Here is a 21171-nt window from a genome sequence, read left to right as displayed (position 1 = left end):
CGGAGGCGCACGGTGGCGACCACGGTCTATCTGGCGGAGCGAATCTGGACACTGGATGCCGAGCATCCACGGGCCCGAGCCCTGGCCGTGCGCGATGGCCGCGTGCTGGCCGTGGGCTCACCGGACGACGTGCGAGCCGCGGCTCCTGGCGCGCGAGAGGTGGACCTGGGTGACGCCACGGTGGTCCCCGGTCTGGTGGATGCGCACGCGCACATCCACGGGCTGGGCCGGAGCCTCACCACGGTGCGCCTGGAGAAGGCGCCCTCGGTGGACGAGGTGGTGCGTCGCCTGGCGCAGGCGCCTGCCTCCAGCTTCCAGGGGGACTGGTTGCTGGGACGTGGATGGGACCAGAACGAGTGGCCCGGCGGAGCCTTCCCAGGGCGCGAAGCGCTCGACGCACGCTTCCCGTCGACGCCGGTGTTCCTCACGCGAGTGGACCACCACGCGGCGTGGGTGAACGGCGAGGCGCTCCGACGCGCGGGCATCACCCGAGACACGCAGGACCCGGAAGGCGGCCGCATCCTGAGGGATGGGCGGGGAGAGCCCACGGGTGTGCTCGTGGACAACGCGATGGACGTGGTGGCCGCGGCGATGCCTCCGCCCACGAAGGACCAGCTCGAGACGCGACTGCGCGCGGCGCTGGAGCGCTGTGCCCAGGTGGGCCTGACAGGCATTCACGACGCGGGCATGGACCTGGAGGCCTTCCGCGTCCTCCAGCAATGGGACGCACAGGGCACGCTGCCCCTGCGAGTCTACGCGATGGCGGCAGGGCAGGGCGACGAGCGGCACGCGTACCTGGAGCAGGGTCCCTGGCAGGGGCGGATGCTGACGATGCGCGCGGTGAAGTTCCTCGCGGATGGCGCGTTGGGGAGCCGAGGCGCCGCGCTCCACGAGGACTACAGCGACGAGCCCGGCCAGCGCGGGCTGTTGTTGATGTCCCCTGAGGAACTGGAGGCGAGGACGCGCGCGTTCATGGCGAGGGGCTTCCAGGTCTGCATCCACGCCATTGGAGACCGTGCCAATACCTTGGTCGTGGACGTGCTGCTGCGAGCCTCCGAGGCGACGGGGACGCAGGCGCTGCGACACCGTGTCGAGCACGCGCAGATTCTCCGACGCGAGGACATCACGCGCCTGGGCGCGGCGAAGCTCGTGGCGAGTGTGCAACCCACGCATGCGACCAGCGACATGCCCTGGGCGGAGACGCGGCTGGGCCACGAGCGGCTGCGTGGCGCCTACGCGTGGCGCAGCCTGAAGGACGCTGGCGCGAACCTCGCGCTGGGCAGCGACTTCCCCATCGAGAACCCGGACGTGCTGGCGGGCCTGTACGCGGCGCGCACGCGGCAGGACGCCACGGGCAGACCCGAGGGCGGCTGGAGGTCGGAAGAAGCCCTGACCGGACATGAGGCCCTGGAGGGCTTCACGCTGGGCCCCGCGTGGGCGTCGTTCGAGGAGGCACGGCGCGGACGACTGGCGCCCGGACAGGACGCGGACTTCGTGGCCCTGTCCGTGGACCCGGTGGAGGGCGCCGCGAGGGGCCTGGTGGACGCGCGAGTCCTCGCGACGGTGGTGGCGGGCGTGGAGGTGTTCCGCGAGTCGCCGTGACGCCGCTCACACGCTGAAGATCTGCGAGCGCGCCGCCTCGGCGATGGCGACGACGGCGGGGTGGCGCAGGCGTCGCTCGACGGTGATGGCGTAGAAGCAGGTCTCGATTTCGTCGGTGCGCCCGATGACGGAGCAGTTGAAGGCGCGCTCCATCTGCGACTCGATGACGGAGGGCATGGCGAACACGCCGTGCCCGCTCTGCCCGAAGGCCTGGAGCAGCGCGCTGTCGTCGAAGTCGCCGGCGATGAGCGGGCGCAGGTTCTGTCGCTCGAACCAGAGGTCCAGCGAGCGGCGCACGGAGGACTCGTCCGAGGGGAGCAGCACGGGCGCTCCGTCGAGCGAGCGGGGGAAGTCCTTCTTCAGGTGGCGCAGGTTGTTGGCCGCGAAGAAGGACACGCCGCACTTGCCCAGCAAGTGATTGAAGGAGCGGACGCTGACCGGCTCGGAGCTGGGGGCATCGGCGAGCACCACGTCCAGCTCATGCAGCGCCAGGGAGGCGAGCAGCTGGGGCAGCGGGCCCTCGCGGCAGATGATGCGCAAGGAGGGTCCCGCCTCGAGCGCGGGCTTGAGGAGCTGCTCGGCCACCAGCTTCGGGATGACGTCGAGGATGCCCACGTTGAGCCGCAGCTGCTGACCCGGGGGGAGGCCCGCGACCACGTTCTTCAGCTCGTTGCCCAGGCGGAAGATTTCGTCCGCGTACCGCATCACGGTGCGGCCCACGTCCGTGAGGACCAGCTTGCGGCCCTGTCGCTCGAAGAGCTTGTGGCCCAGCGACTCCTCCAGCAGCTTGAGCTGGCTGCTGATGGTCGGCTGGGCGAGGTGCAATTCCTCGCCCGCCTTGGCGATGCTGCCCGCCCGCGCAACCGTCCAGAAATACAGGAGATGGTGGTAGTTGAGCCAGCTCATGGGCTTAGAAATAACCTATGGATTCAGTTCAAACTACCTAATTTTTTTAAGGATGGCGGTGACTTATCTCTTGGGTCGTTCGCGGCGATTGGTTCGCCGCGAATGACCCGGAGGAGGTCCATGGAAGCCATCAAGGTGAGCGAGTTCTGCGAGTCCCCTGAGCTTGAGGTGTCGGGCGCGGTGGTCGAGGCGCGGGTACGAGAGCACCTGAATCTGGTGGAGCGGTTGGCATGGAAGTACCGCTGGACGGGGCTTCCGCAGGACGAGCTGGTGGCGGAGGGCAACGTCGGGTTGATGGAGGCGGCGGGGCGGTTCGAGGAGCGGGGGGTTCCGTTCGGGGCGTACGCGAGTCAGTGGATCCGGGCGCGCATCCGGGCGTACGTGGGGCGCAACTGGAGCATGGCGGGTGGGCGGGCGCCCTGGGTGGTGTTCCAACTGCGGCGGGAGCGGGCGCGGCTGGAGGCCCGGTGGGGGGAGGGGCATCCGGAGGTGGTGCGGCGGCTGGCGGACGCGCTGGGCAAGAAGGAGGAGGACGTGGCCCGGGCGGCGGAGTCGCTGACGCGCGACGTGTCGCTGGACGCGCCGGTGACGCAGGACGGGGACGTGACGCGGCTGGAGGTGTTGGAGGGGGACTTCGAGTCGCAGGAGGACTCGGTGGACCGGGCGCAGTGGGCGGCGAGGCTGCGGGCGAGCGTGGAGGCGGCCTGGCCGGAGCTGGACGCGCGGGAGCGGGCGTTGGTGGAGGAGCGGATGATGGTGGAGGAGGGGGTGAGCGCGGAGTTCCTGGCCCAGCGCTTCGGGGTGACGGCGGTGCGCATCCGGCAGATCGAGCAGGGGCTGAGGGCGAAGCTGAAGAAGAGGCTCACGGCCAGTCTGACGACCTGGGACGCGGAGGCGATGCCGCGGGCGGCGTGACGTGGAGGTGAAGGGCCGTCAAATGGGTGCTTGACGGCCTGGGGACGGGCTCGATATGAGAGCGCGGCTTCTCGCGGTGACCCGTACGCCCAGGTAGCTCAGTCGGTAGAGCAGGGGACTGAAAATCCCCGTGTCGGTGGTTCGATTCCGCCCCTGGGCACACGTTGAAGACTTGAGGGCCCTGGACCTCTCTGGTTCAGGGCCCTTTGTTTTTCCGGCGGGTGTGCGGATTGAGCAGGGGCGGGCCGCAGGAGAGGGCGCCACCCTTCACCTGGTTCTCCAGGCTCAGGGCGGAGGCGCCGTCCGGGACCTGAACGAACCGGTAGCCGAGGTGCGCGTGGATGAACGCCTGGGTCCGCTCATCCAGTGACAGGACTCCGCTCGAGACTTGCTGGATGTCCTCGGGTGACAAGGTGGGGAGCACCAGCCGGTCGCAAACATAGACACAGAACTTGTCTCCGCTGCGCCGTCCGCTGGCGTGGCTCCTGAGTCGGTCCGCCAGTCCCCTGGGTTTGGTGGAGGAGGGCTCTTCCACGAGCGGACCTCTGCCTGCCATTCCTACGTAGACGAGCTGCTGGTCTCTCCAGATGGAGTACACGCCCGCGGCGATGCTCGGGAGGGTGCGGTGGGGCCAGCCGGAGAACGCGAACAGCGGCCCGTGCTCGAGATGATGGAGTGCGGCCGTCCAGTCGGGTCCCTGGAAGCGTGGGCTCGTCATGATGTGTGCAGGCTATCCCGCGCGGCGTGGTGGGCCCATCGTCGAGCGAGGTGACGGCGAGCAGACGACCTCGTGCGAAGCCGGGTGCACAGGACGCCTGGGGCAGGGTAGAGAGAGGGCTCGGAGGAGTGACTCGAGATGGACGCGAACGCAGTGGCGGAGCTGGAGAAGGCGGGCGTGAAGGCGGATGCGCCGGACCGGCTGTTTGTCGCCGTGGAGTGGGACGCCGACAAGAAGCACGTGGTCCCCGTGGGCCCCCGCGCCCTGGTGCGTGATGGCGAGAAGCTCGCGCACGTCACGCTCCAGACCATCTCCAAGCTGTGGACCGGTGACAAGGTCCCCCCCGACTTCACCAAGACTCCGCCTCCCGAGTATCACCCGTTCTTCATGCTCCTCGAGGCCACGGCCGCCGGCTACTGCCGCGCCGTGCGCAACACGGAGACGGACCAGGAGTTCGAGCGGCTCTATCGCCACCTCGCGCGCCGCCCGGATGGCACGGACCGCAACCCCCTGTTCTCGTACCTGCAGGGCGCCGCGCGCCTCTACATGTCCCTGCGCGACGTGAGCAAGGCCGAGTTCGAGGCCGTCGTCCTCCGCCTGCACCAGTCCGCCAGGCACCACCAGACGCACGTCGGAAGCATCAACTACTTCCAGGACGTGCTGCGCGGTGTGCTCGGCGCCTGAGCGCGTCATCCTCCCCGCTCGGTAGGCCCCCCGCCCGAAAACGGAATATCGTGCCCCGCCGCCCGTTCCCGGGCGTCTTCCTCCACCTCAGGAGCACGGATGTTCCGTCAGTCCCTCCTCTGGACGTCGTGCCTGGCGCTGCTGGCGGCTCCTGTCGCCGGCGCCCAGACACAGGCCAAGGCCCCCAAGCCCGCCGCCGCGTCCTCCCAGAAGCTCGGCGCCAACGTCGAGACGCGCACCTTCAAGAACGGCCTCAAGGTCATCGTCTGGCCGGACCATGACATCCCCAACGTCGCCCTCTTCAACTGGTTCCGCGTCGGCAGCCGCAACGAGTACCCCGGCATCACCGGCCTGTCCCACTTCTTCGAACACATGATGTTCAACGGCGCCAAGAAGTTCGGCCCCGGTGAGTTCGACCGCGTCATGGAGGCCAACGGCGGCTCCAACAACGCCTTCACCTCCGAAGACGTCACCGTCTACCAGGACTGGTTCCCCCGCTCCGCCCTCGACATCATCTTCCAGCTCGAGGCCGACCGGCTCCAACACCTGTCCTTCGACCCCAAGGTCATCGAGTCCGAGCGCGGCGTCGTCTACTCGGAGCGCCGCTCCAGCGTGGACAACAACAACATGGGCGCCCTCGCCGAACAGGTCCAGGCCACCGCCTTCGTCGCCCACCCCTACCAGTTCCCCGTCATCGGCTGGCCGTCCGACATCGAGTCGTGGCGCATCGAAGACCTCCAGCGCTACTTCAAAACCTACTACGCCCCCAACAACGGCACCCTCATCGTCACCGGCGCCGTCACCCCCGCCGAAATCTTCGCCCTCGTCGAGAAGTACCTCGAGCCCATCCCCTCGCAGCCCGCCCCCGAGCCCGTCCGTACCCAGGAGCCCGAACAGCAAGGCGAGCGCCGCGTCGTCGTGAAGAAGGTCTCCCAGTCGCCGCTGCTCCAGCTCGCCTACCACGGCATCGCCGGCAACGACGCGGACGCCGAGGCCCTCACCCTGCTGCTCAACATCCTCGGAGATGGTGACTCGTCCCGGCTCCACCGCCGCCTCGTGGAGGAGGAGCGCGTCGCCATCCGCGCCGGCACCATGTACTCCCCCGGCTTCGACCCCGGCCTCGTCTGGCTCACCGCGGACCTGCCCGCCGGCGGCGACCTCGCCCGCGCCGAGGCCCTCCTCACCGAGGAGGTCACCCGCGTCGCCAAGGACGGCGTCACCGAGGCCGAGCTGCGCAAGGCGCGCAACATCACCCTCGCCAACCACTGGCGCTCGCTGGAGACCATCAGCGGCCGCGCATACACGCTCGGCGCCTCCGAGGTCTTCCGCGGCGACTACCGCAAGGTCTTCGACGCCCCCACCCGCTACGAGCGCGTCACCCGCGAGGACGTCCGCAAGGTCGCCGCCCGCATCTTCGTCACCCAGCGCCGCACCGTCGGCTGGCTCGTCCCCACTGACGCCGCCGAAGTCGCCACCCCCGCCGCTCGCAAGGACGCCACGCGATGATCGCCCCCCTCACCTGGAAGACGGTCCTCGCCGCCGTCCTGCTCTCCTCGGGCACCGCCGCCGCCCAGGGCGCCGCGCCGTCCAAGCCCACCCCGACCGCCGCGCCCGCCGCCGCCCAGGGCGTGAAGCTGCCCAAGCCCACCACCGTCACGCTCAAGAACGGCGCGAAGCTGCTCCTCGTCGAGCGCAAGGAGGTGCCCCTCATCGCCTTCAGCGCGTGGCTGCGCGGCGGCGCGCTCGCCGACCCGTCCGGCAAGGAGGGACTGGCCGCCCTCACCGCGGAGCTGCTCCAGAAGGGCGCCGGCGCCCGCGATGCCCGCCAGTTCGCCGAGGCGGTGGACGGCGTCGGCGCGATGCTCGACACCCGCGCCGACCTGGAGAACCTGGTCGTCAACGGCCAGTTCATGTCCCGCGACAGCGCGCTGATGGTGGAGCTGCTCGCGGACCTGCTCACCCGCCCGCGCTTCGCCCAGGACGAGCTGGAGAAGACGCGCGAGCGCATGGCCTCCGAAATCACCGCCGCCAAGGACGGTGACCCGCGCGGCCTCATCAACACCTACTTCGAGGCGTACCAGTTCTCAGGCCACCCCTACGGCACCCCCGTGGGCGGCACCGAGGCCTCGCTGCCCACGCTCAGCCGCGAGGACGTGCTCGCCTACGCCAAGAACCAGCTCGGCGGTGACAGGCTCATCCTCTCCGTCGTCGGTGACTTCGACAGCAAGGCGCTCGCGGCGAAGCTGGAGGCCGCGCTCGGTGGTTGGGCCAAGGCGGCGAGCCCCGCGCCCCAGGTGCCCGCCACCACCGTCTCCCAGGGCCGCCGCGTCCTGCTCGTCGACAAGCCCGACGCCACGCAGACCTACTTCACCATCGGCAACACGGGCATCGCGCGCAACGACGCGGACCGCGTCACCGCCAACCTGGTGGAGACGGTGCTCGGCGGACGCTTCACCTCGCTGCTCAACACCGAGCTGCGCGTGAAGTCCGGCCTCACCTACGGCGCCCGCGCCTACTTCGCTCCGAGCGCCCACCCGGGCACCTTCGCCATCTTCTCCTTCACCCAGACGGAGAAGACGGACAAGGCCATCGACATGGCGCTGGAGGTGTACAGCCGCTACCGCAAGACGGGCATGGATGACGCCATGCTCGCGTCCGCCAAGTCCTACGTGCTGGGCCAGTTCCCGCCCCGGCTGGAGACGGGCGGCCAGGTGGCCAACAAGCTGTCGGAGCTGGCCTTCTACAACCTGGACGCGAGCGACGTGGATGGCTTCGCCACCGCCGTGTCCGCCGCCACCCGCGAGTCCGTGGGCGCCGTCCTCCAGCGCACGCTGCCCGCGCCGGAGAACCTGACCTTCGTCTTCATTGGCAAGGCCTCCGCCATCCGGGAGATGGCTCGCAAGTACGGCCCCGTCACGGAGATGAAGATCTCCGACAAGCGCTTCGCCCCGGCGGCCGCGCCCGCCAAGCGCTGAAACCCTGGTGGTCCCATCGCGCCCTCCGGGTCCGCCGACACCACGTCGGCGCCGGGGGGCGCGGTGCGTCCGGTCCATGGACAGACATCCTTGTGAGGAAATGGCCCGCAACACCTGACGGGCCTGGATTGCGCAAACCTCGCACGGATGCTTGCTGGATGTGATTCATCGCGAGCGCCCCCTGGGCCGGCTGGAGGGCCTCGGCTAGCGTGCCGGGGCTTTCTTCCGAAGGGGGCTCTCATGAAATCGCCGCGATGGTCTTTCCTGCTGGGCGCGACGTGCGTCGCGTGGCTGGTGGGGTGTGGAAGTGGTGCGCCCGGGTCGAGCGGACTCGGCGCCGGGCTGGCTTCCGTCGATACGGACACGGACTCGACCGGGGATGGGACGTGGATGGGGGAGCCCATCGCCGAGGGCTGCGAGCCGGATGGCGGCGTGCCCACGGATGGCGGCGTGCCCTCCGTCGACGCGGGCGCACCCTGGGGCGTGGTCCAGGTGATGAGCACCACCCGCTTCCACACCTCTGTTGGCATCGCCGAGCGCCAGGAGGACCTGTCCGCCAATCCGCCCGAAATCCTCGTGCCCACCGGCTCGACGTTCGAGCTCCATCAGGGCTCGCCGGGCCCGGAGGGCGGCTGGAGGTTCACCGGCATCCGCCAGGGGCCGTACTACGTGCGCACGGGGTCCACCTTCCTCGTCACGAACTCGAGATACGTGGACGTCGGCCGCAACCGCCTGGGCCGCTCCGACGCGCAATACGTGGACGTGTCGTCCTCGCCGCTCCAGGTCAACCTGCTGAACCTGGCGCCATGGCAGAACTGGGAGAGCGGCACGCAGCCCGGCTCCAGCCTCCAGCTCACCTCGTCGCAGGTGGACCTGTACTCCACCGCGAGCGTCTTCGACTTCATCCCGGATGGCGCGACGTCCATCGTCACGTCCAACGCCGTGATGGACTCGGGCCTGGGCAACCTTCCGGTCTTCGAGGCGGACAGGGGAGACCGGCTCTACGTCAACCAGCTCAGCGAGTTCAGCGCGGGCTCCCTGCCGGATGGACGGCCGCTGGCCTACACCGCCGTGGAGCGCTCCGCGCAGGTGGGGGCCTTCGACTTCCTGCCGGATGGCTTCACGCCCATGCCTGTCACCGGGCTGCTCCAGCCGGCGCGGATGCGGGAGTTCCCCATCGAGTGGCGGCTGCCTGACTTCGCGCGCTTCGCCTCGCAGGTCCACCCCAATGCGCAGCCGGGGATACCGCGGCTGGACCTGGTGCCCGGTCCTCACGGATTGCAGGAGGGGTGGATTGGCTATACCGGAGAGCTGCTCAGCCTGAGCCTGCCGCGTGGCACCGCGTATGACCTCACGGCGCGTCTGCGGTTCGGCAATCCCTATCCGTCGAACTGGGGCGTCATCGGCGTGGTGTCCTATTCGTTCCGCAACCAGGAGCGCATGCCGGATGGCTCGGGCCGGCTGGGCAGCATCACCGGGGGCTATACGGAGTGGGACGCGGTCGACAATCTCATCGCCGGGCCCCTGGTGCCCAAGCTGTCGCCTCCGCTCGCCTTCACCATCGATGGTGTGTCCGCCACGATTCCGCGCAGGGTGGGGACCGTCAGCCCGGTGCTCGCGTGGACGCCGCCGCTGGTCGGCACGCCCAGCGCCTATCGCGTCAGCATCCAGCGGTTCGATCCGGACTTCGGCTTCGCGTTCACCTGGCGGGTGCTCTACATGCCCGGCTCCGTCACCCAGGTGCGCCTGCCACCGGATACCCTGGAGCCCGCGACCAGCTACATCGCCACGGTGAGCGCCATCGACAGCCCGAACTCCAACATCCACACCTACCCCTTCCGGACGTTGGATCGACTGCCGTATCGCTCGTTCGCCACCACGAGTTCGTACTTCACCACGCCGTGACGCGCGGCGGGTGAGCACGCCGGGAGCCCTGCGTGCATGGGGCTCCCGGTGGACGGGTCACTTCGCGCCCTGGATGTCCCGGGCGCGAGGTGGCGGCTTCGTCGAGTCGCGGTAGCGGCCCTGGCACTTCTGGAAGCGCGCGTCGACGGAGCGGGCGAACCAGGCCGTGGTGCGCTCGCCCTTCAGCTTCGGGCTCTGGAGCGTCACCTGCGGCAGCTGCGCGTAGACGGGGGACTGGCCCGTCTGGTTCGCGAAGACGCGCTTCACCGCGCGGAAGGTCTCCGTGGACTCGAAGGACTCCTCCTTCTCCTTCTTCACGTCGCGGCGGACCTGACGCTCGCTGAGGTCCGGGGCGAGCGTGCGACGGAAGGTGAGCAGCGCCGTCAGCGACTTGCTGTCCTGGCTCTTGGGCTCGCCGTTCTTGTCGTAGAGCTGGAGGTCTCCGTCGAGCACCAGCGACACGCCGGTGAGCTGGCTGACCTGGGCCTGGAGCGCGGCGTTGCGCGAGGCGTAGACCCCGGCGTTGTAGTCCGCGAAGCGGAAGAGGGGCTGGGGGTAGGCGGCCTCGAAGCCGAGCAGTCTCGCGGTGCCGTAGCGCACGCCGCCCGCGCGGGTGTACAGCGCGTCGCGCACCTTCACCGGGTCCGCGTCCTCGCCCGCCTTCTCCACCGCGTAGCGGACGCTCACCTGCATGGAGCCCGCGGTGGTGACGGGGTTCAAGTCCTCCAGTCGCCGCGAGGAGAACAGGGCGCTGGCCAGGTTCATCGTGGCGTAAGTGGTGGGGTACTCGGCCTCGTAGAACGCGAGCATGTCGCGGAAGAGCTTGTCGAGGTCCCGCTCGGTCTGCACGGCGCGCAGCCGCTCGTCGAACGTGCGCTTCTGTCCAGGCGCCTTGCCCGAGAGCACCGAGGCCAGGGCCTTGTGACCGAGCGGGCCCAGCGTGTCCGCGTGCTCCTCCAGCTTCGCGCGCACCATGCGCGAGAGGTTCGGCACGGCGGGGTCCGCCTTGTAGCCGGACTCCTGCTCGATGATGGCGAGCACGGAGCACACCGCGACGGGAGAAGGCGGCACGTCCTCCGCCTCCAGCGCGGCGAGCACGTCACGGGCCCAGCCCTCCTTCTCCTTCACGTGCGTGGGGATGAGGCGGGTGACCTGCTGGACGGAGAGCCTGGGAGGGGGCGGGACGGTGGGCTCGGGCGTGCCCGCGCCTCGGGGGGCGCAGGCGGTGACGAGACACAGCAGGGCCCAGGCGACGCGCTGAGCTCCGCGGCGTCGCGTTCCGGTTCCACCTGGGCCTGGGTCATCCATCCGCGCGCCTCCGAGATGCGGCACACCGCTCCACCGATGTCGGACGGTGGAACAGCCGGTACGGCGACTTCCTCCCGCCGCCGTGCTCGTCGACGGCGGGACCGCGGAGGCATTCAGTCCGTGACTCGGGGCGTCATCCTACCTTGGCTCAGGAGGAGGCGGAATGTGTTCGCACGGGAGCGCGGGTGGGTCGCACCTCGCGTGCGACGTGGTGACGACTCCAGGATGGCGAAGCCCGATGGCTCGGGCGTGTCCTCGTGGCGTGATTGTCTGCACCTGCTTGGCCGTGGCGGAGGCGTGCGTCGCGGGGCACCGCGACCTTCCATGAAGACGAAGCCCGATGGCGCTCGGGCGTGTCCTCGTGGCGTGGTCGTGGACTCGGCTCGGCGAGAGGCGGACGTATGCTCCCGTCAGCAACTGCCTGTTAGCGGCGGATGCGCACGTCGCGCGCGACGCTGCGGCCTCCCATGAGGACGAAACCCGCTCGCACCGGCGTGCCCTCCTGGAGCTGGCGCAACGACACGCGCCGGCCCTGGCGCATGCCCTGGCTGCGCTCGTCGAGCGTGAGCACGTAGTCGTTGCCCTCGCGGTCTCGCACGGTGATGGTGTCGCGGCCCACGCGCTTGACCCGGCCGCTCACGGCGCTGGAGGCGATGACCACGTCCTCGAGGGAGCGGTTCGACGTGTCCTCGGGGAGCGCGGCCTGCGCCGCTCGCGCGGCTCCCTTGAACCAGTCCTCGTCCTCGCTCGCCTGCACCGCCTCGGTGCCAATCATGATGCGACCCGCGCCACCGGTCCCCGTGCTCGCGGTGGCGTTGCCCTGCGCGCCCGTGCCTTGCGTGGTGCTGGTGTCCCGCGCGCCCGTGCTGGCGTTGCCCGTGCTCGCGGTGTTGCCCTGCGCGGTGCCGGAGTTCCGCGCGCCCGTGCTGGCGTTGCCCGTGCTCGCGGTGTTGCCCTGCGCGGAGCCGGTGTTCCTCACACTCGTGGCAGCGTTGCCTTGCGCGGTGCCAGGAGTCCGCGAGCCCGCCGCGGTGTTGCCCGGGGCTGTACCCGTTACAGGGTTGCCTCGCGTGTCGCCGACCGTGCTCGTGCCGGTGTTCTGCTCAGTACCCGTCGGAGTCCCGACGAGGCCCGCCAACTCGGGAGACTCGACCTGCTCGGACTGTCCACTCGTGGCGCGAGCCGCCCTTCCACCTTCGTGTCCCTGGCGCTCGGCACAGCCCGTGACGCACGCGCAGAGACCCAACATTCCCACCCACGCCCATCGACTACCCATCCGCGCACCTCGCGTTCTCATTCGGAGTGACCTGCGAGGAGGTCCGTGCAAACGCCGTGCTCCAGCCAACCAGCCCGGGGGCCTGTGCCCTCGTCAGTCCCTGACGGCGTCTGCCCGCCTGCTGCGTGGCCGAGCTCCTCGAGAGGGCATCCCGCGGCAGCGCGGCGCTGAACCCGAGATCACGGCGTGCGTGCCTACCCACCCGTCGACACGCCATGGCTCGGCGCGAGCGGGATGGCTCGTCAACGCGACGTCACTGCGCGCGCCCCGCGTCGAATCGGCGACACATCAGCCCTCGATGCGTCCGGCCCCGACGTCGCTCAGCGAGGGCTCGCCATCGCGCGCGCCACGGCCTTCACGTGGGTTCGCACCAGCTCGCGCGACGCCATCAGGTCCGTGGCGTTGTCGGGCGTGTAGCCCAGACACAGCACCACGTCGTCCTCGGGCGAAGCGCGCACACCGAGCTTCATGTAGTCGAGCATTCGAGGCACGGGCTCGCCCTCCGTGTCCTTCGTGAAGCGACCGAAGACGCCCGCCTTCGGGTCCCTGCGCGGCGCCGTCTCCTTCAGCGCGAACAACTTCCGCACCGCCGCGAGCACCCCGGGCTGCTCCACCATCTGCTCCGGCCGAGCCGGTCCACCCAGCTCCCACTCCAACAGCCGCAGGCAGCCACGCACGTACTCCACATCCGTGATGACCAGCCCATACAGATACCAGTCCGCGCACGCCGCCTGGACCAGGCGCGCCTGCCCATCCGTCAGCCACCCGAACGACGGACACGTGAACGTCTCACACACCGACGCGCGATACACGCCGCAGTCCCGCAGGTCCGTCCCACCCGTCGTCAGCGGATGCCCCAGGCACCCCACCTGCTTGCGGTCCTTGTCCAGGAACCCCAGCAGCGGACATACCCGGACCGCCGGGAACATCGGCGCCGCTCGGCGCGCGTCCACCAGCTCCTTCGCCGCCGCGCTCCAGGCAGACGCCTCGTACGGCACCCGACGCAGCCGCTCGGTCTGCATCGCGAGCTGCTCCATCAGCGCCCCGCGCGAGTGGTCCCTGAAGTTGTAGAGGCCACAGCAGGCGCCACACGAGGCGCCCCCACCGGGCTGGCAGAGGTGGAAAGAGACAGACACCCTTCACATCTTACGAGCACCAACGATTAATGCAGCCGAAACGTAGCGAGCGAGCAGTCGTTTCACACACTCCGAGCAGGCGGCCGGGCGTCGGAGTGTGAAGCCCGAGCGGGGTGGGTTCAAAACCACTCGGGGCGCATCCGGGCGTAGGAGTCCTCGCCGGTGCGGCACAAGTCGACGAGCAGGGGCACGCGGGGCAGCTCCACCGCGAACCAGTACTGCGCGGCGGCGAGCTTCCCCTCGTAGAAGTCCGAGTCGCCCTGGCCGCGCGCCAGGCCCTCCTTCGCCGCGGCGGCCTGCTCCAGCCAGCGCCACGCCACCGCGAGGATGCTGAACAGCTCCAGGAAGTCCGCGCTGTGGCGCAGCATCAGCTCCACCTCGCCCGCCATGCCCTTGGCGCCGAGCTCCGAGACGAGCTCCGCCACCTCGCCACACGTCCGCTCGAGCGCGTCACCCCACCCAGCGTCCACGCCCGCCGTCTTCGCGCGCGCCACCGTGCGGCCCACCTCCTGCGCGAAGGTCGCCAGCGCCGCGCCGCCGCCCGCCACCACCTTGCGGCCGAGCAGGTCGAGGCCCTGGATGCCCGTGGTGCCCTCGTGGATGCTGTTGAGCTTCTGGTCCCGGAGCCACGCCTCCGGCAGGTACTCGCTGGAGTAGCCGTAGCCGCCGTGCACCTGCACCGCGAGCGCGTTCGCCTCGAAGCCGCGCTCGGCCGGGAAGCTCTTCGCCACCGGCGTGAGCAGGTCCACCAGCAGCCCCGCGCTCCGGCGCGTGTCCTCGTCCGCGGCGTGTGACGCGAGGTCCGCCTGGTACGCCGCCGTCACCAGCAGCGACAGGCCGCCCTCCACGATGGCCTTCTGTCTCAGCAGCATGCGCCGCACGTCCGCGTGCTCGATGATGGGCGACTGCGGCCGGGTGGCGTCCTTCGCCCCGGCGGGCCGACCCTGGGGCCGCTCGCGCGCGTACGCCACCGCCTCGTGGTACGCCGCCGACGCGGTGGCCACGCCGTTGAGGCCCACCATGATGCGCGCCTCGTTCATCATCTGGAACATGCACGCGAGCCCCCGGCCCGGCGGGCCCACCATCCAGCCGCGACAGTCACCCGCCTCGCCGTAGTTGAGCGCGAGGCTGGGGATGCCCTTCCAGCCAATCTTGTGGATGACGCCCGCCACGCGGACGTCGTTGTCCACCAGCGCGTCGCCCTCGCGCCGCCGCGCCGGCACCGCGAACAGGGAGATGCCCCGCGTGCCGCTCTCGGGGCCCTCGGTGCGCGCGAGCGTGAGGTGCACGACGTTCTCGGTGAAGTCCTGGTCGCCGCCGCTGATGAAGATTTTCGAGCCCTGGATGCGCCACGTGCCGTCCCCCGCGGGCGTCGCGCGCGTGCGCACGTCCGCGAGGCTGCTGCCCGCCTGCGGCTCGGTGAGGGCCATGGTGCCGGTCCACTCGCCCCGGTACAGCGGCTCCATGAAGGCCTGCTTCACCTCCGGCGAGCCGAAGACCTCCAAGAGGTGGGCCGCGCCGTGCGTCAGCCCCAGGTACGCGTACGCGCTGAGGTTGGCGGCCATGAGGTACGCGCTGGCCAGCGCGTGCACCGTCATCGGAAGCTGTTGTCCGCCCACGTCCGGAGGCCGGGTGGCGGTGAGCATGCCCAGCTCGACGAGCCGCGGGTACAGCTCGCGCATCAGCGGGTGGACCTTCACGCGGCCGCCCTGGAAGGACGGGGGCTCCAAATCCAGCGTGCGGTACGTGGGGTAGAGCACCTCGCGCGCGAAGCGGCGGGCGCTGTCGAGCAGCAGGCCGAAGGTCTCGCGCGAGTGCTCGGCGAAGGCGGGAAGCGTGCAGAGATGCTCGACGTGAATCACCTCGTCGAGCTGGAAGTCCACGTCGCGGTCCGACAGCAGCGGATTGGGGCGGGGCGCGCTCATGCCCGCGTTGTTAGCAGGAGCGCTACCAGGAGGCGATGGCCTCGTCGAAGTCCACGGCCTCCTCGTCGTCGTCGCGAGGCGCGTGGGTTCGCAGTGCGGAACGTCGCCACCGCTTGCCGGGACCGCGAGGCGTCTGGTGTCGCTCGCCCAGGACCTCCAGCAGGCCGGACGTCATCGCCGCTTCACCCAGGCCTTCCAGGCGCATGGGGCGACGCAGGCGCCCCAGGAGGCGTCGCCGCGCCGGGCCCGAATCCCAGTTCGAAGATGTTGTGCTCCACATGACACGCTCCTGCTCCGGGAGGCACCCGCTGCTGCTTGCACGTACGACTCCTCAACTTGGGTCTGCCCTCCGGTCCGTGCCATGTGGGGAGCGCTCGCCCCCTCGCCGGCCGCCGGCTGGCCGACACGGAGACCGAGCGCCCGTCCGCTCGGCCCCCGGCCTCGAACGACCGCTCAGCTGTCCGCGTTGACCGTTCACCGGCGTCATCCACGGAGGCGCTGTCCGCTGGCGGATAACCCGGGGCATGCGACGCATGCTCCTGCTGCTGCTGGCGATGGCGGTGTGGGTTCCCTCCCTGCAACTGGGGTTTCGTCCCGACAATCCCCGGGACTGGGTGCCGGCGCTCGCCGCGCGGCAGCGGGCCCTGGCCCTGGTGGCGGAAAGCCCCGAGCGCGACGTGCTGCGTCGGTCCAATCCGGAGTGGGACCTGATGGCGCGCACCTTCTGCGTGCTCGCCTTCGCGAACCTGGCGCTCCACGAGCCGGAGCGCAGGGCGGAGCACCTGGCCGTCGTCGACACGCTCATCACGCGCACGCTGGAGGACGAGCGGGGAGGGGTGGACACGTTCCTCCTGCCGTACGTGCACGCCGCGCCGTTCCGGGACGCCTCGGGGCGCAGCCTCTTCATCGAGGGCGAGGTGGCGTTGATGCTCGCGGCCCGGCAGCTGGTGGAGCCGCGCGAGGCGTGGGCGTGGCCGCTGCGCGAGCGGGTGGACCGCATGGCCGCGCAGCTGGAGCGGGCCCCGCTGCTCTCGGCGGAGAGCTATCCCGACGAGGGCTGGATCTTCTGCAACACCGTGGCGCTCGCCGCGCTGCGCCTGTCCGACGCGGTGGATGGCCGCAGCCACGCCTCGCTGCGCGAGCGGTGGGTGCGCTCGGCGCGCGAGCACCTGCTGGACGCGCGCACCGGGCTGCTCGTCTCCAGCTTCACCCACGAGGGCGCGACGCGGGACGGACCCGAGGGCTCATCGCTGTGGCTCGCCGCGCACATGCTCCAGCTGGTCGATGCCGACTTCGCGCGCGAGCAGTTCGAGCGCGCCCGGGCGCTGCTCATCGGCGAGCGCCTGGGCTTCGCCTGGGCGGCGGAGTGGCCCGCGTCGGATGCGCGCGCGGACGACATCGACTCCGGTCCCACGATTCCGCTGGTGAACGCGAACGCGGGCTCGAGCGGATTGGCGCTGGTGGCGGCCTCGGCCTTCGGCGACGAGGCGCTGCTCATGGGGCTGTCCACCAGCCTGCGCTTCGCCGCGTTCCCCATCCTGGAGGACGGCGGCCTGCGCTTCGCGGCGGGCAATCCGCTGGCCGATGCCGTGTTGCTGTACTCCCTGACGCAAGGTCCGCTGTGGCGGCGAGCGCTGTCACCGCGAACGCTGGAGGCCCACCGATGATGCTCACCCGGATGTCGCGCGCGCCCAGGGTCCTCATGGCGCTGGTGTGGGTCGCCGTCTTCCTGCTGCTGCACCTGGCGGGAGGCCGGCAGTATGTCGGCGTGCTGTCGGGCACCCGCGTGGGGGGCGCGCCCGAGCTCGTCTTCGGGCTCCTGTACGCGCTCACGTGGTTCGGCGCCGTGCTGCTGGCGCCCATCCTGCTCCTGGCGGGCCTCGCGGACGCGGCGCTGCCCCGGCCGCCTTCGGCGAAGCGGCGCTGAGCCTCAGTGGCTCAAGCGCTCGGTCAGCCAGACGCGCACGTAGGACCAGTCCCGGCGCGCCGTCGCCTGGGACACCTCGAGCACCCCGGCCGTGTCGGGCAGGCTCAGGCCCGCGAAGTAGCGCAGCTCCACCAGCCGCGCGAGCCGGGGCTGGAAGGACTCCAGCTCCGACAGGGCCTCCTCCAGCTGGAGCACCTCCAGCTCGGCGCCCGCCGGCGCTTCGTCTCCCAGGTGACGCAGGCTCACCCGCTCGCGCCTCGCCGCGCGACGCAGGAGGAGCGGCGCCCGGGCCCGGTCCACCAGGACCTTGCGCATGGCGCGCGACGCGGCGCACAGGAAGCGGGGACGGGACTCCAGGGGGACGCCCGCCGCGAACAGCCGCGCCCAGGCCTCCTCCACCAGCCGCACGGGGTGCTGGGGCGTGAGCTCGGACACCTCCGGCGAGAGCCTCCACTGGAGCTCCCGACAGGCCGCCGCCATCAGCGCATCCCGAGCGCCCGAGTCCTCTTCCCGCGCCCCTTCCAGCAACTCCGCCAGCTCCGCCGTGCTCATGTATCCCCCTCGGTCCTACCTGGACCGCCCCCGGAACCATCTCCGTGCTCCTTCTTAACGACGGATTAGCCGGAAATCCTTGAGCGGCCGGAAGTAACCCTCACCGGGCAACAATCCCACCCGGGCAGGTGGGGAGGCGGCCCGGACCGTTGACCCGCTCGGCGGAGGGCCTCTTCAGGGCCGGCGCCCCGATACAGCGTGTCGACATGGATACAGGCATGACACAGCTCGCGGTTTGTTCGTGATTGGCTCGCGTGACGCGAGTTTGTTCCATGAAGACAGTGGAGCAGTGTTCCAAGTGTCGACGTCCGTCTCGAGCCTGCTCACACGCGGGGAAGGAGCAGACGGGCGGGGTGGGGTGGACCCGTTTACAGCGATGTCTCGAACACACGAGCATCGCCATACATGTCTTGGTCTCCTGTCTCGCAGCGCGTGTCGTCGTCGTGTCGTGTCTCGCGTCGCGGTCCTGCTGTTTGCAGAGGGCGTCACCGCGTGTCGCAATCCACGCGTTGGCTGGTGGTGCTGTGCTGGATGCTGGTGCTGGCGTGGAGCTCCGCGGCCCAGGCGCAGACACGCGCCGCGAGCGTCATGGAGTTGAAGGACGGGTGGCTCCATCACTGGGGAGACTCACCGCTGGGGCCGGACGGCGTGCCCACGTGGGCGAAGGAGCCCGACAAGGTCGACTGGAAGTCGATGGAGGCGCTGAAGGTCCCGCCGGGTCGGGAAGCGCACACGATGTTGTGGGTGAGCATCCCCGTGCCTCGAGGTGGATGGGGTGAGCCCGCGCTGATGCTGGGCTCGGTGACCAACGCGTACGAGGTCTATGTCGACGGCCAGCGTGTCTACGCGAACGGGAAGCTGAACCCGTCGGGGACCGAGGTGCGCGAGTCCATCTGGGCGCAGCTGATTCCGCTGCCCGCCTCCGCGCAGGGCTCGCGGGTGCTGCTGCGCATCCAGAGCAGCACGGCGGCCGTGGGCGTGAGCCAGCACGCGCGGGTGGGGCCTCGCCACGAGCTGCTGGCGCGGGTGGTGCGCACGGGGCTGGGCTGTCTCGTCACCGGCAACCTGCTGCTGGTCATCGCGCAGGTGGCGCTGGGCATGTCGCTGCTGGGGCGGCAGCGGCGCATGTTGTTGGCGCTCGGCGTGTTCTCCGGCGGCGCGGGCGTGCTGCTCGTGGGCATGAGCGGGGTGGTGAGCGCGGTGTGGGGCGTGGAGCTGTCGCTGTGGCGCGCCACGTTCCTCGCGGCCTACTGCGTGCTGCCGGGGCTGGGCTGGTTCATCCAGGAGGGCATCCTGGAGGGGCGCACGCGCTGGTTCAGCGCGGTGGTGTGGACGGTGACGGTGCTCGCCGCGCTGCAGGCCGTGGTGGCCATGGTGGACCTGGGGACGGCGAGCCGGCTGTTCCAGGTGCTCATGCTGTACTCCATCCCGGTCCTGCTGACGTACGTCATCGTCGCGGTGGTGGCCGCGCTCCGGGGCAACGTCGACGCGCGCATCTTCAGCGCGGGCCTGGGGGTGCTCACCCTGGTCCTGGTGGCGGCGATGCTGCCGCTGTTGGGCTGGGTGAAGATGGAGGGGATGTTCATCCACTGGGGCTTCCTCGCCTTCACCGCGTCGCTGGTGGGAATCGTGGCGCGGCGCTCCTCGCATGTGGTGCGCTCGCTGTCGTCGCACGCGAGCCAGCTGGAGGCGCGGCGCAAGGACGTGCGCGAGCTGGCCGAGGGCATGGGCACCGGCGCCGGGGAGCTGGCCACGGTGGCGCAGCAGCTGCGCACCTCGAGCGAGGAGCAGACGGACGGCATCGGTCGTCAGGCGACGGCGCTCAAGGAGCTGGAGCAGACGGTGCAGGAGATTCGCCAGGGCTCGCTGGTGACGGCGGACAAGGCGCGTGTGCTGGCCGAGTCCATCGTCGCCGCGGAGGAGGCGGGGCGCGACGGCGGCGCGGCGCTGGACAAGACGCTGACGAACCTGGAGGCCATCCGCGAGGAGGTGTCGGAGATGGCGCGGCGCATCCTCGCGCTCGATGAGCGGACGCGGGAGATCGCGGGCATCGTCGACACGGTGAAGGGCCTGGCGGACCAGTCCAACATGCTCGCGGTGAACGCGGCCATCGAGGCGGCGCGCAGCGGCGAGCACGGCCGGGGCTTCAGCGTGGTGTCTCGCGAGGTGCGCAGCCTCGCGGACCAGTCCATCCTGGCCACCCAGCGCATCCGCGAGGTGCTGGAGGGTGTGAGCAGCAGCATGCGCGAGGCGGCGAAGATGAGCGAGCAGGGCGAGCAGCGCGTCCGGGTGAGCGTGGAGGCGGTGCGCGTCTCCGGCACGCAGCTGCGCAAGCTCGCGGGCATCATCGGCGACACGAGCAACAGCGTGCGGCAGATTTCGGCGGCCGTGTCACAGCAGGACGCGGGCACGTCGCAGATCGCCGTGGCCATCCAGGACATGTCGGGGCAGATGCAGCAGACGCTGCGGGTCGTCGAGGAGACGCGCAACGTGACGCGCTCGGTGCAGACGCTGGCGCAGAGCATGGCCGGCTCGGCGCGCAAGGCGCTCGAGTCCGGCACGCTGGGCAGCTGAGGGAGTGCGTCTCGTCCACGCTCCTCGCGGCGTGGACGAGAGGGAGGAAGCGGCCTCAGTGGGCGGCTTCACCGCCGCCGCACAGGCCACTCCAGTAGTAGTAATAGGGCGTGGGCGTGGTGTCGCCCCAGGTCTGGATGACGCCGCGGCACTTGCAGATGACCACGCCGGTGGGCTCACCGCTCATCGAGGGGTCCGCGTAGTAGTAGTACTCCCAGGCCGTCGTGCCGTCGCAGACGTCGCTGGCGCTCCGGGACGTCCCGTCCTGGACCTGCTCCTCGCCGTCGTGAGCGACTCCGCAGCCCGTGAGGACCGCGGCCGTCAGCATGACTCCCAGGAAGTTGCGTGGATGCATGTCGTGCTCCTTGAGGGGTGAGGAACAGATGCTATTCCATGACGGATGCCATCCGGCTTACGGCTCGATGGGGCCGGCGCAGAGCGGGTGGAAGGGACCACACGCGAAGCGCTGGGTGCAGAATCCACCCCCCTGGGTGGGCCAGGCGTAGGCGACCGTCTCGGGGGCGCCGGGAGGGCAGTCGAGGGTGTGTGAGTCGACCCGGCACCAGTCCGCGGGGTCACACGTCCACGGGTCCGAGATTCGCTGCTGCGTGGACGTGTCCCGGGCCTGGGGGCTCTTGGCATCGGAGTCCGGACCACAGGCCGTCAGGAAGAAGGCCACCACGACAACTCCACTTCGCTTCCGAAGGTTCATTGCGTGCTCCCTTTGCGTGAGGAGGCACAGCCTCGCCCGAAGGGCTGACACGCGGC

19 protein-coding genes and 1 tRNA gene are annotated in these 21171 nt (G+C 70.3%); 10 read left to right on the top strand and 10 right to left on the bottom strand.

All coding sequences use genetic code 11. From position 1 onward, the window contains the following. The first annotated feature begins 12 nt into the window (after positions 1–12). Entirely contained in the window at positions 13–1602 is a 1590-nt protein-coding gene (locus OWM54_RS16925) for an amidohydrolase (RefSeq protein WP_267698183.1), read from the top strand. Positions 1603–1608: 6 nt separating this feature from the next. Here OWM54_RS16925 and nhaR read toward each other — a convergent pair whose 3' ends face one another. Next, positions 1609–2508, bottom strand: a complete 900-nt coding sequence (gene nhaR / locus OWM54_RS16920) for a transcriptional activator NhaR (RefSeq protein WP_046710904.1) — start codon at positions 2506–2508, stop codon at positions 1609–1611. A gap of 120 nt (positions 2509–2628) precedes the next feature. Here nhaR and OWM54_RS16915 point away from each other — a divergent pair, with 120 nt between their 5' ends. Then, on the top strand, positions 2629–3423 hold the full coding sequence (locus OWM54_RS16915; protein ID WP_267698182.1) for a sigma-70 family RNA polymerase sigma factor: 795 nt from the start codon (positions 2629–2631) through the stop codon (positions 3421–3423). 87 nt (positions 3424–3510) lie between these two features. Beyond that, positions 3511–3583 (top strand) — tRNA-Phe (locus tag OWM54_RS16910). 36 nt (positions 3584–3619) lie between these two features. On the opposite strand, the gene OWM54_RS16905 is transcribed toward OWM54_RS16910, so the two are convergent. Continuing rightward, complete coding sequence (locus OWM54_RS16905) at positions 3620–4141, bottom strand: hypothetical protein (protein WP_267698181.1); 522 nt, start codon at positions 4139–4141, stop codon at positions 3620–3622. 138 nt (positions 4142–4279) lie between these two features. Between OWM54_RS16905 and OWM54_RS16900 the strand changes: the two genes are divergently transcribed. From OWM54_RS16900 to OWM54_RS16885, 4 genes are all read left to right on the top strand, one after another. After that, a complete protein-coding gene (locus OWM54_RS16900) occupies positions 4280–4825 on the top strand; it encodes a hypothetical protein (protein ID WP_223749309.1) in 546 nt (181 codons plus the stop codon). A 99-nt stretch (positions 4826–4924) separates the two neighbouring features. Further along, complete coding sequence (locus OWM54_RS16895) at positions 4925–6331, top strand: M16 family metallopeptidase (protein ID WP_267698180.1); 1407 nt, start codon at positions 4925–4927, stop codon at positions 6329–6331. After that, a complete protein-coding gene (locus OWM54_RS16890) occupies positions 6328–7800 on the top strand; it encodes a M16 family metallopeptidase (protein WP_267698179.1) in 1473 nt (490 codons plus the stop codon). The genes OWM54_RS16895 and OWM54_RS16890 overlap by 4 nt, the downstream gene beginning before the upstream one ends. A 240-nt stretch (positions 7801–8040) precedes the next feature. After that, entirely contained in the window at positions 8041–9705 is a 1665-nt protein-coding gene (locus tag OWM54_RS16885; RefSeq protein ID WP_267698178.1) for a hypothetical protein, read from the top strand. A gap of 57 nt (positions 9706–9762) precedes the next feature. Here the strand turns inward: OWM54_RS16885 and OWM54_RS16880 are convergent, their stop codons facing one another. The 5 genes from OWM54_RS16880 to OWM54_RS16860 form a co-directional block, all read right to left on the bottom strand. After that, positions 9763–11013, bottom strand: a complete 1251-nt coding sequence (locus tag OWM54_RS16880) for a DUF1615 family protein (RefSeq protein ID WP_267698177.1) — start codon at positions 11011–11013, stop codon at positions 9763–9765. Between the two features lie 424 nt (positions 11014–11437). Then, on the bottom strand, positions 11438–11992 hold the full coding sequence (locus tag OWM54_RS16875) for a hypothetical protein (RefSeq protein WP_267698176.1): 555 nt from the start codon (positions 11990–11992) through the stop codon (positions 11438–11440). A gap of 617 nt (positions 11993–12609) precedes the next feature. Then, the gene (locus OWM54_RS16870) at positions 12610–13425 is read right to left on the bottom strand and encodes a hypothetical protein (protein ID WP_223749315.1); all 816 of its coding nucleotides are present in this window, start codon (positions 13423–13425) and stop codon (positions 12610–12612) included. Between the two features lie 119 nt (positions 13426–13544). Beyond that, positions 13545–15350, bottom strand: coding sequence for an acyl-CoA dehydrogenase (locus OWM54_RS16865; RefSeq protein WP_267698175.1), 1806 nt, complete (start codon positions 15348–15350; stop codon positions 13545–13547). Between the two features lie 22 nt (positions 15351–15372). Next, positions 15373–15555 carry a hypothetical protein gene (locus OWM54_RS16860; protein ID WP_223749317.1) on the bottom strand — a complete coding sequence of 61 codons (183 nt, stop codon included), beginning with the start codon at positions 15553–15555 and terminating at the stop codon, positions 15373–15375. A 319-nt stretch (positions 15556–15874) separates the two neighbouring features. Between OWM54_RS16860 and OWM54_RS16855 the strand changes: the two genes are divergently transcribed. Then, positions 15875–17017 (top strand): hypothetical protein, encoded by a 1143-nt coding sequence (locus OWM54_RS16855; RefSeq protein ID WP_267698174.1) that lies wholly within the window; start codon positions 15875–15877, stop codon positions 17015–17017. Further along, on the top strand, positions 17014–17277 hold the full coding sequence (locus OWM54_RS16850; RefSeq protein WP_223782431.1) for a hypothetical protein: 264 nt from the start codon (positions 17014–17016) through the stop codon (positions 17275–17277). The genes OWM54_RS16855 and OWM54_RS16850 overlap by 4 nt, the downstream gene beginning before the upstream one ends. 3 nt (positions 17278–17280) lie before the next feature. On the opposite strand, the gene OWM54_RS16845 is transcribed toward OWM54_RS16850, so the two are convergent. Then, a complete protein-coding gene (locus OWM54_RS16845) occupies positions 17281–17829 on the bottom strand; it encodes an ECF-type sigma factor (RefSeq protein WP_223749320.1) in 549 nt (182 codons plus the stop codon). 492 nt (positions 17830–18321) lie between these two features. On the opposite strand from OWM54_RS16845, the gene OWM54_RS16840 reads away from it, so the two are divergent. Next, the gene (locus OWM54_RS16840) at positions 18322–20403 is read left to right on the top strand and encodes a methyl-accepting chemotaxis protein (protein WP_324289127.1); all 2082 of its coding nucleotides are present in this window, start codon (positions 18322–18324) and stop codon (positions 20401–20403) included. A gap of 55 nt (positions 20404–20458) precedes the next feature. On the opposite strand, the gene OWM54_RS16835 is transcribed toward OWM54_RS16840, so the two are convergent. Both OWM54_RS16835 and OWM54_RS16830 read right to left on the bottom strand, forming a co-directional pair. Continuing rightward, entirely contained in the window at positions 20459–20758 is a 300-nt protein-coding gene (locus tag OWM54_RS16835; RefSeq protein WP_223749321.1) for a hypothetical protein, read from the bottom strand. Positions 20759–20815: 57 nt separating this feature from the next. Then, complete coding sequence (locus OWM54_RS16830) at positions 20816–21115, bottom strand: hypothetical protein (protein WP_267698173.1); 300 nt, start codon at positions 21113–21115, stop codon at positions 20816–20818. Positions 21116–21171 lie beyond the last annotated feature (56 nt).

This window comes from Myxococcus sp. MISCRS1 (assembly GCF_026626605.1).
GTDB lineage: Bacteria > Myxococcota > Myxococcia > Myxococcales > Myxococcaceae > Myxococcus > Myxococcus fulvus.
Note: the sequence above shows the minus strand (reverse complement) of the source record. Positions and strands in the feature narration are given on the sequence as shown.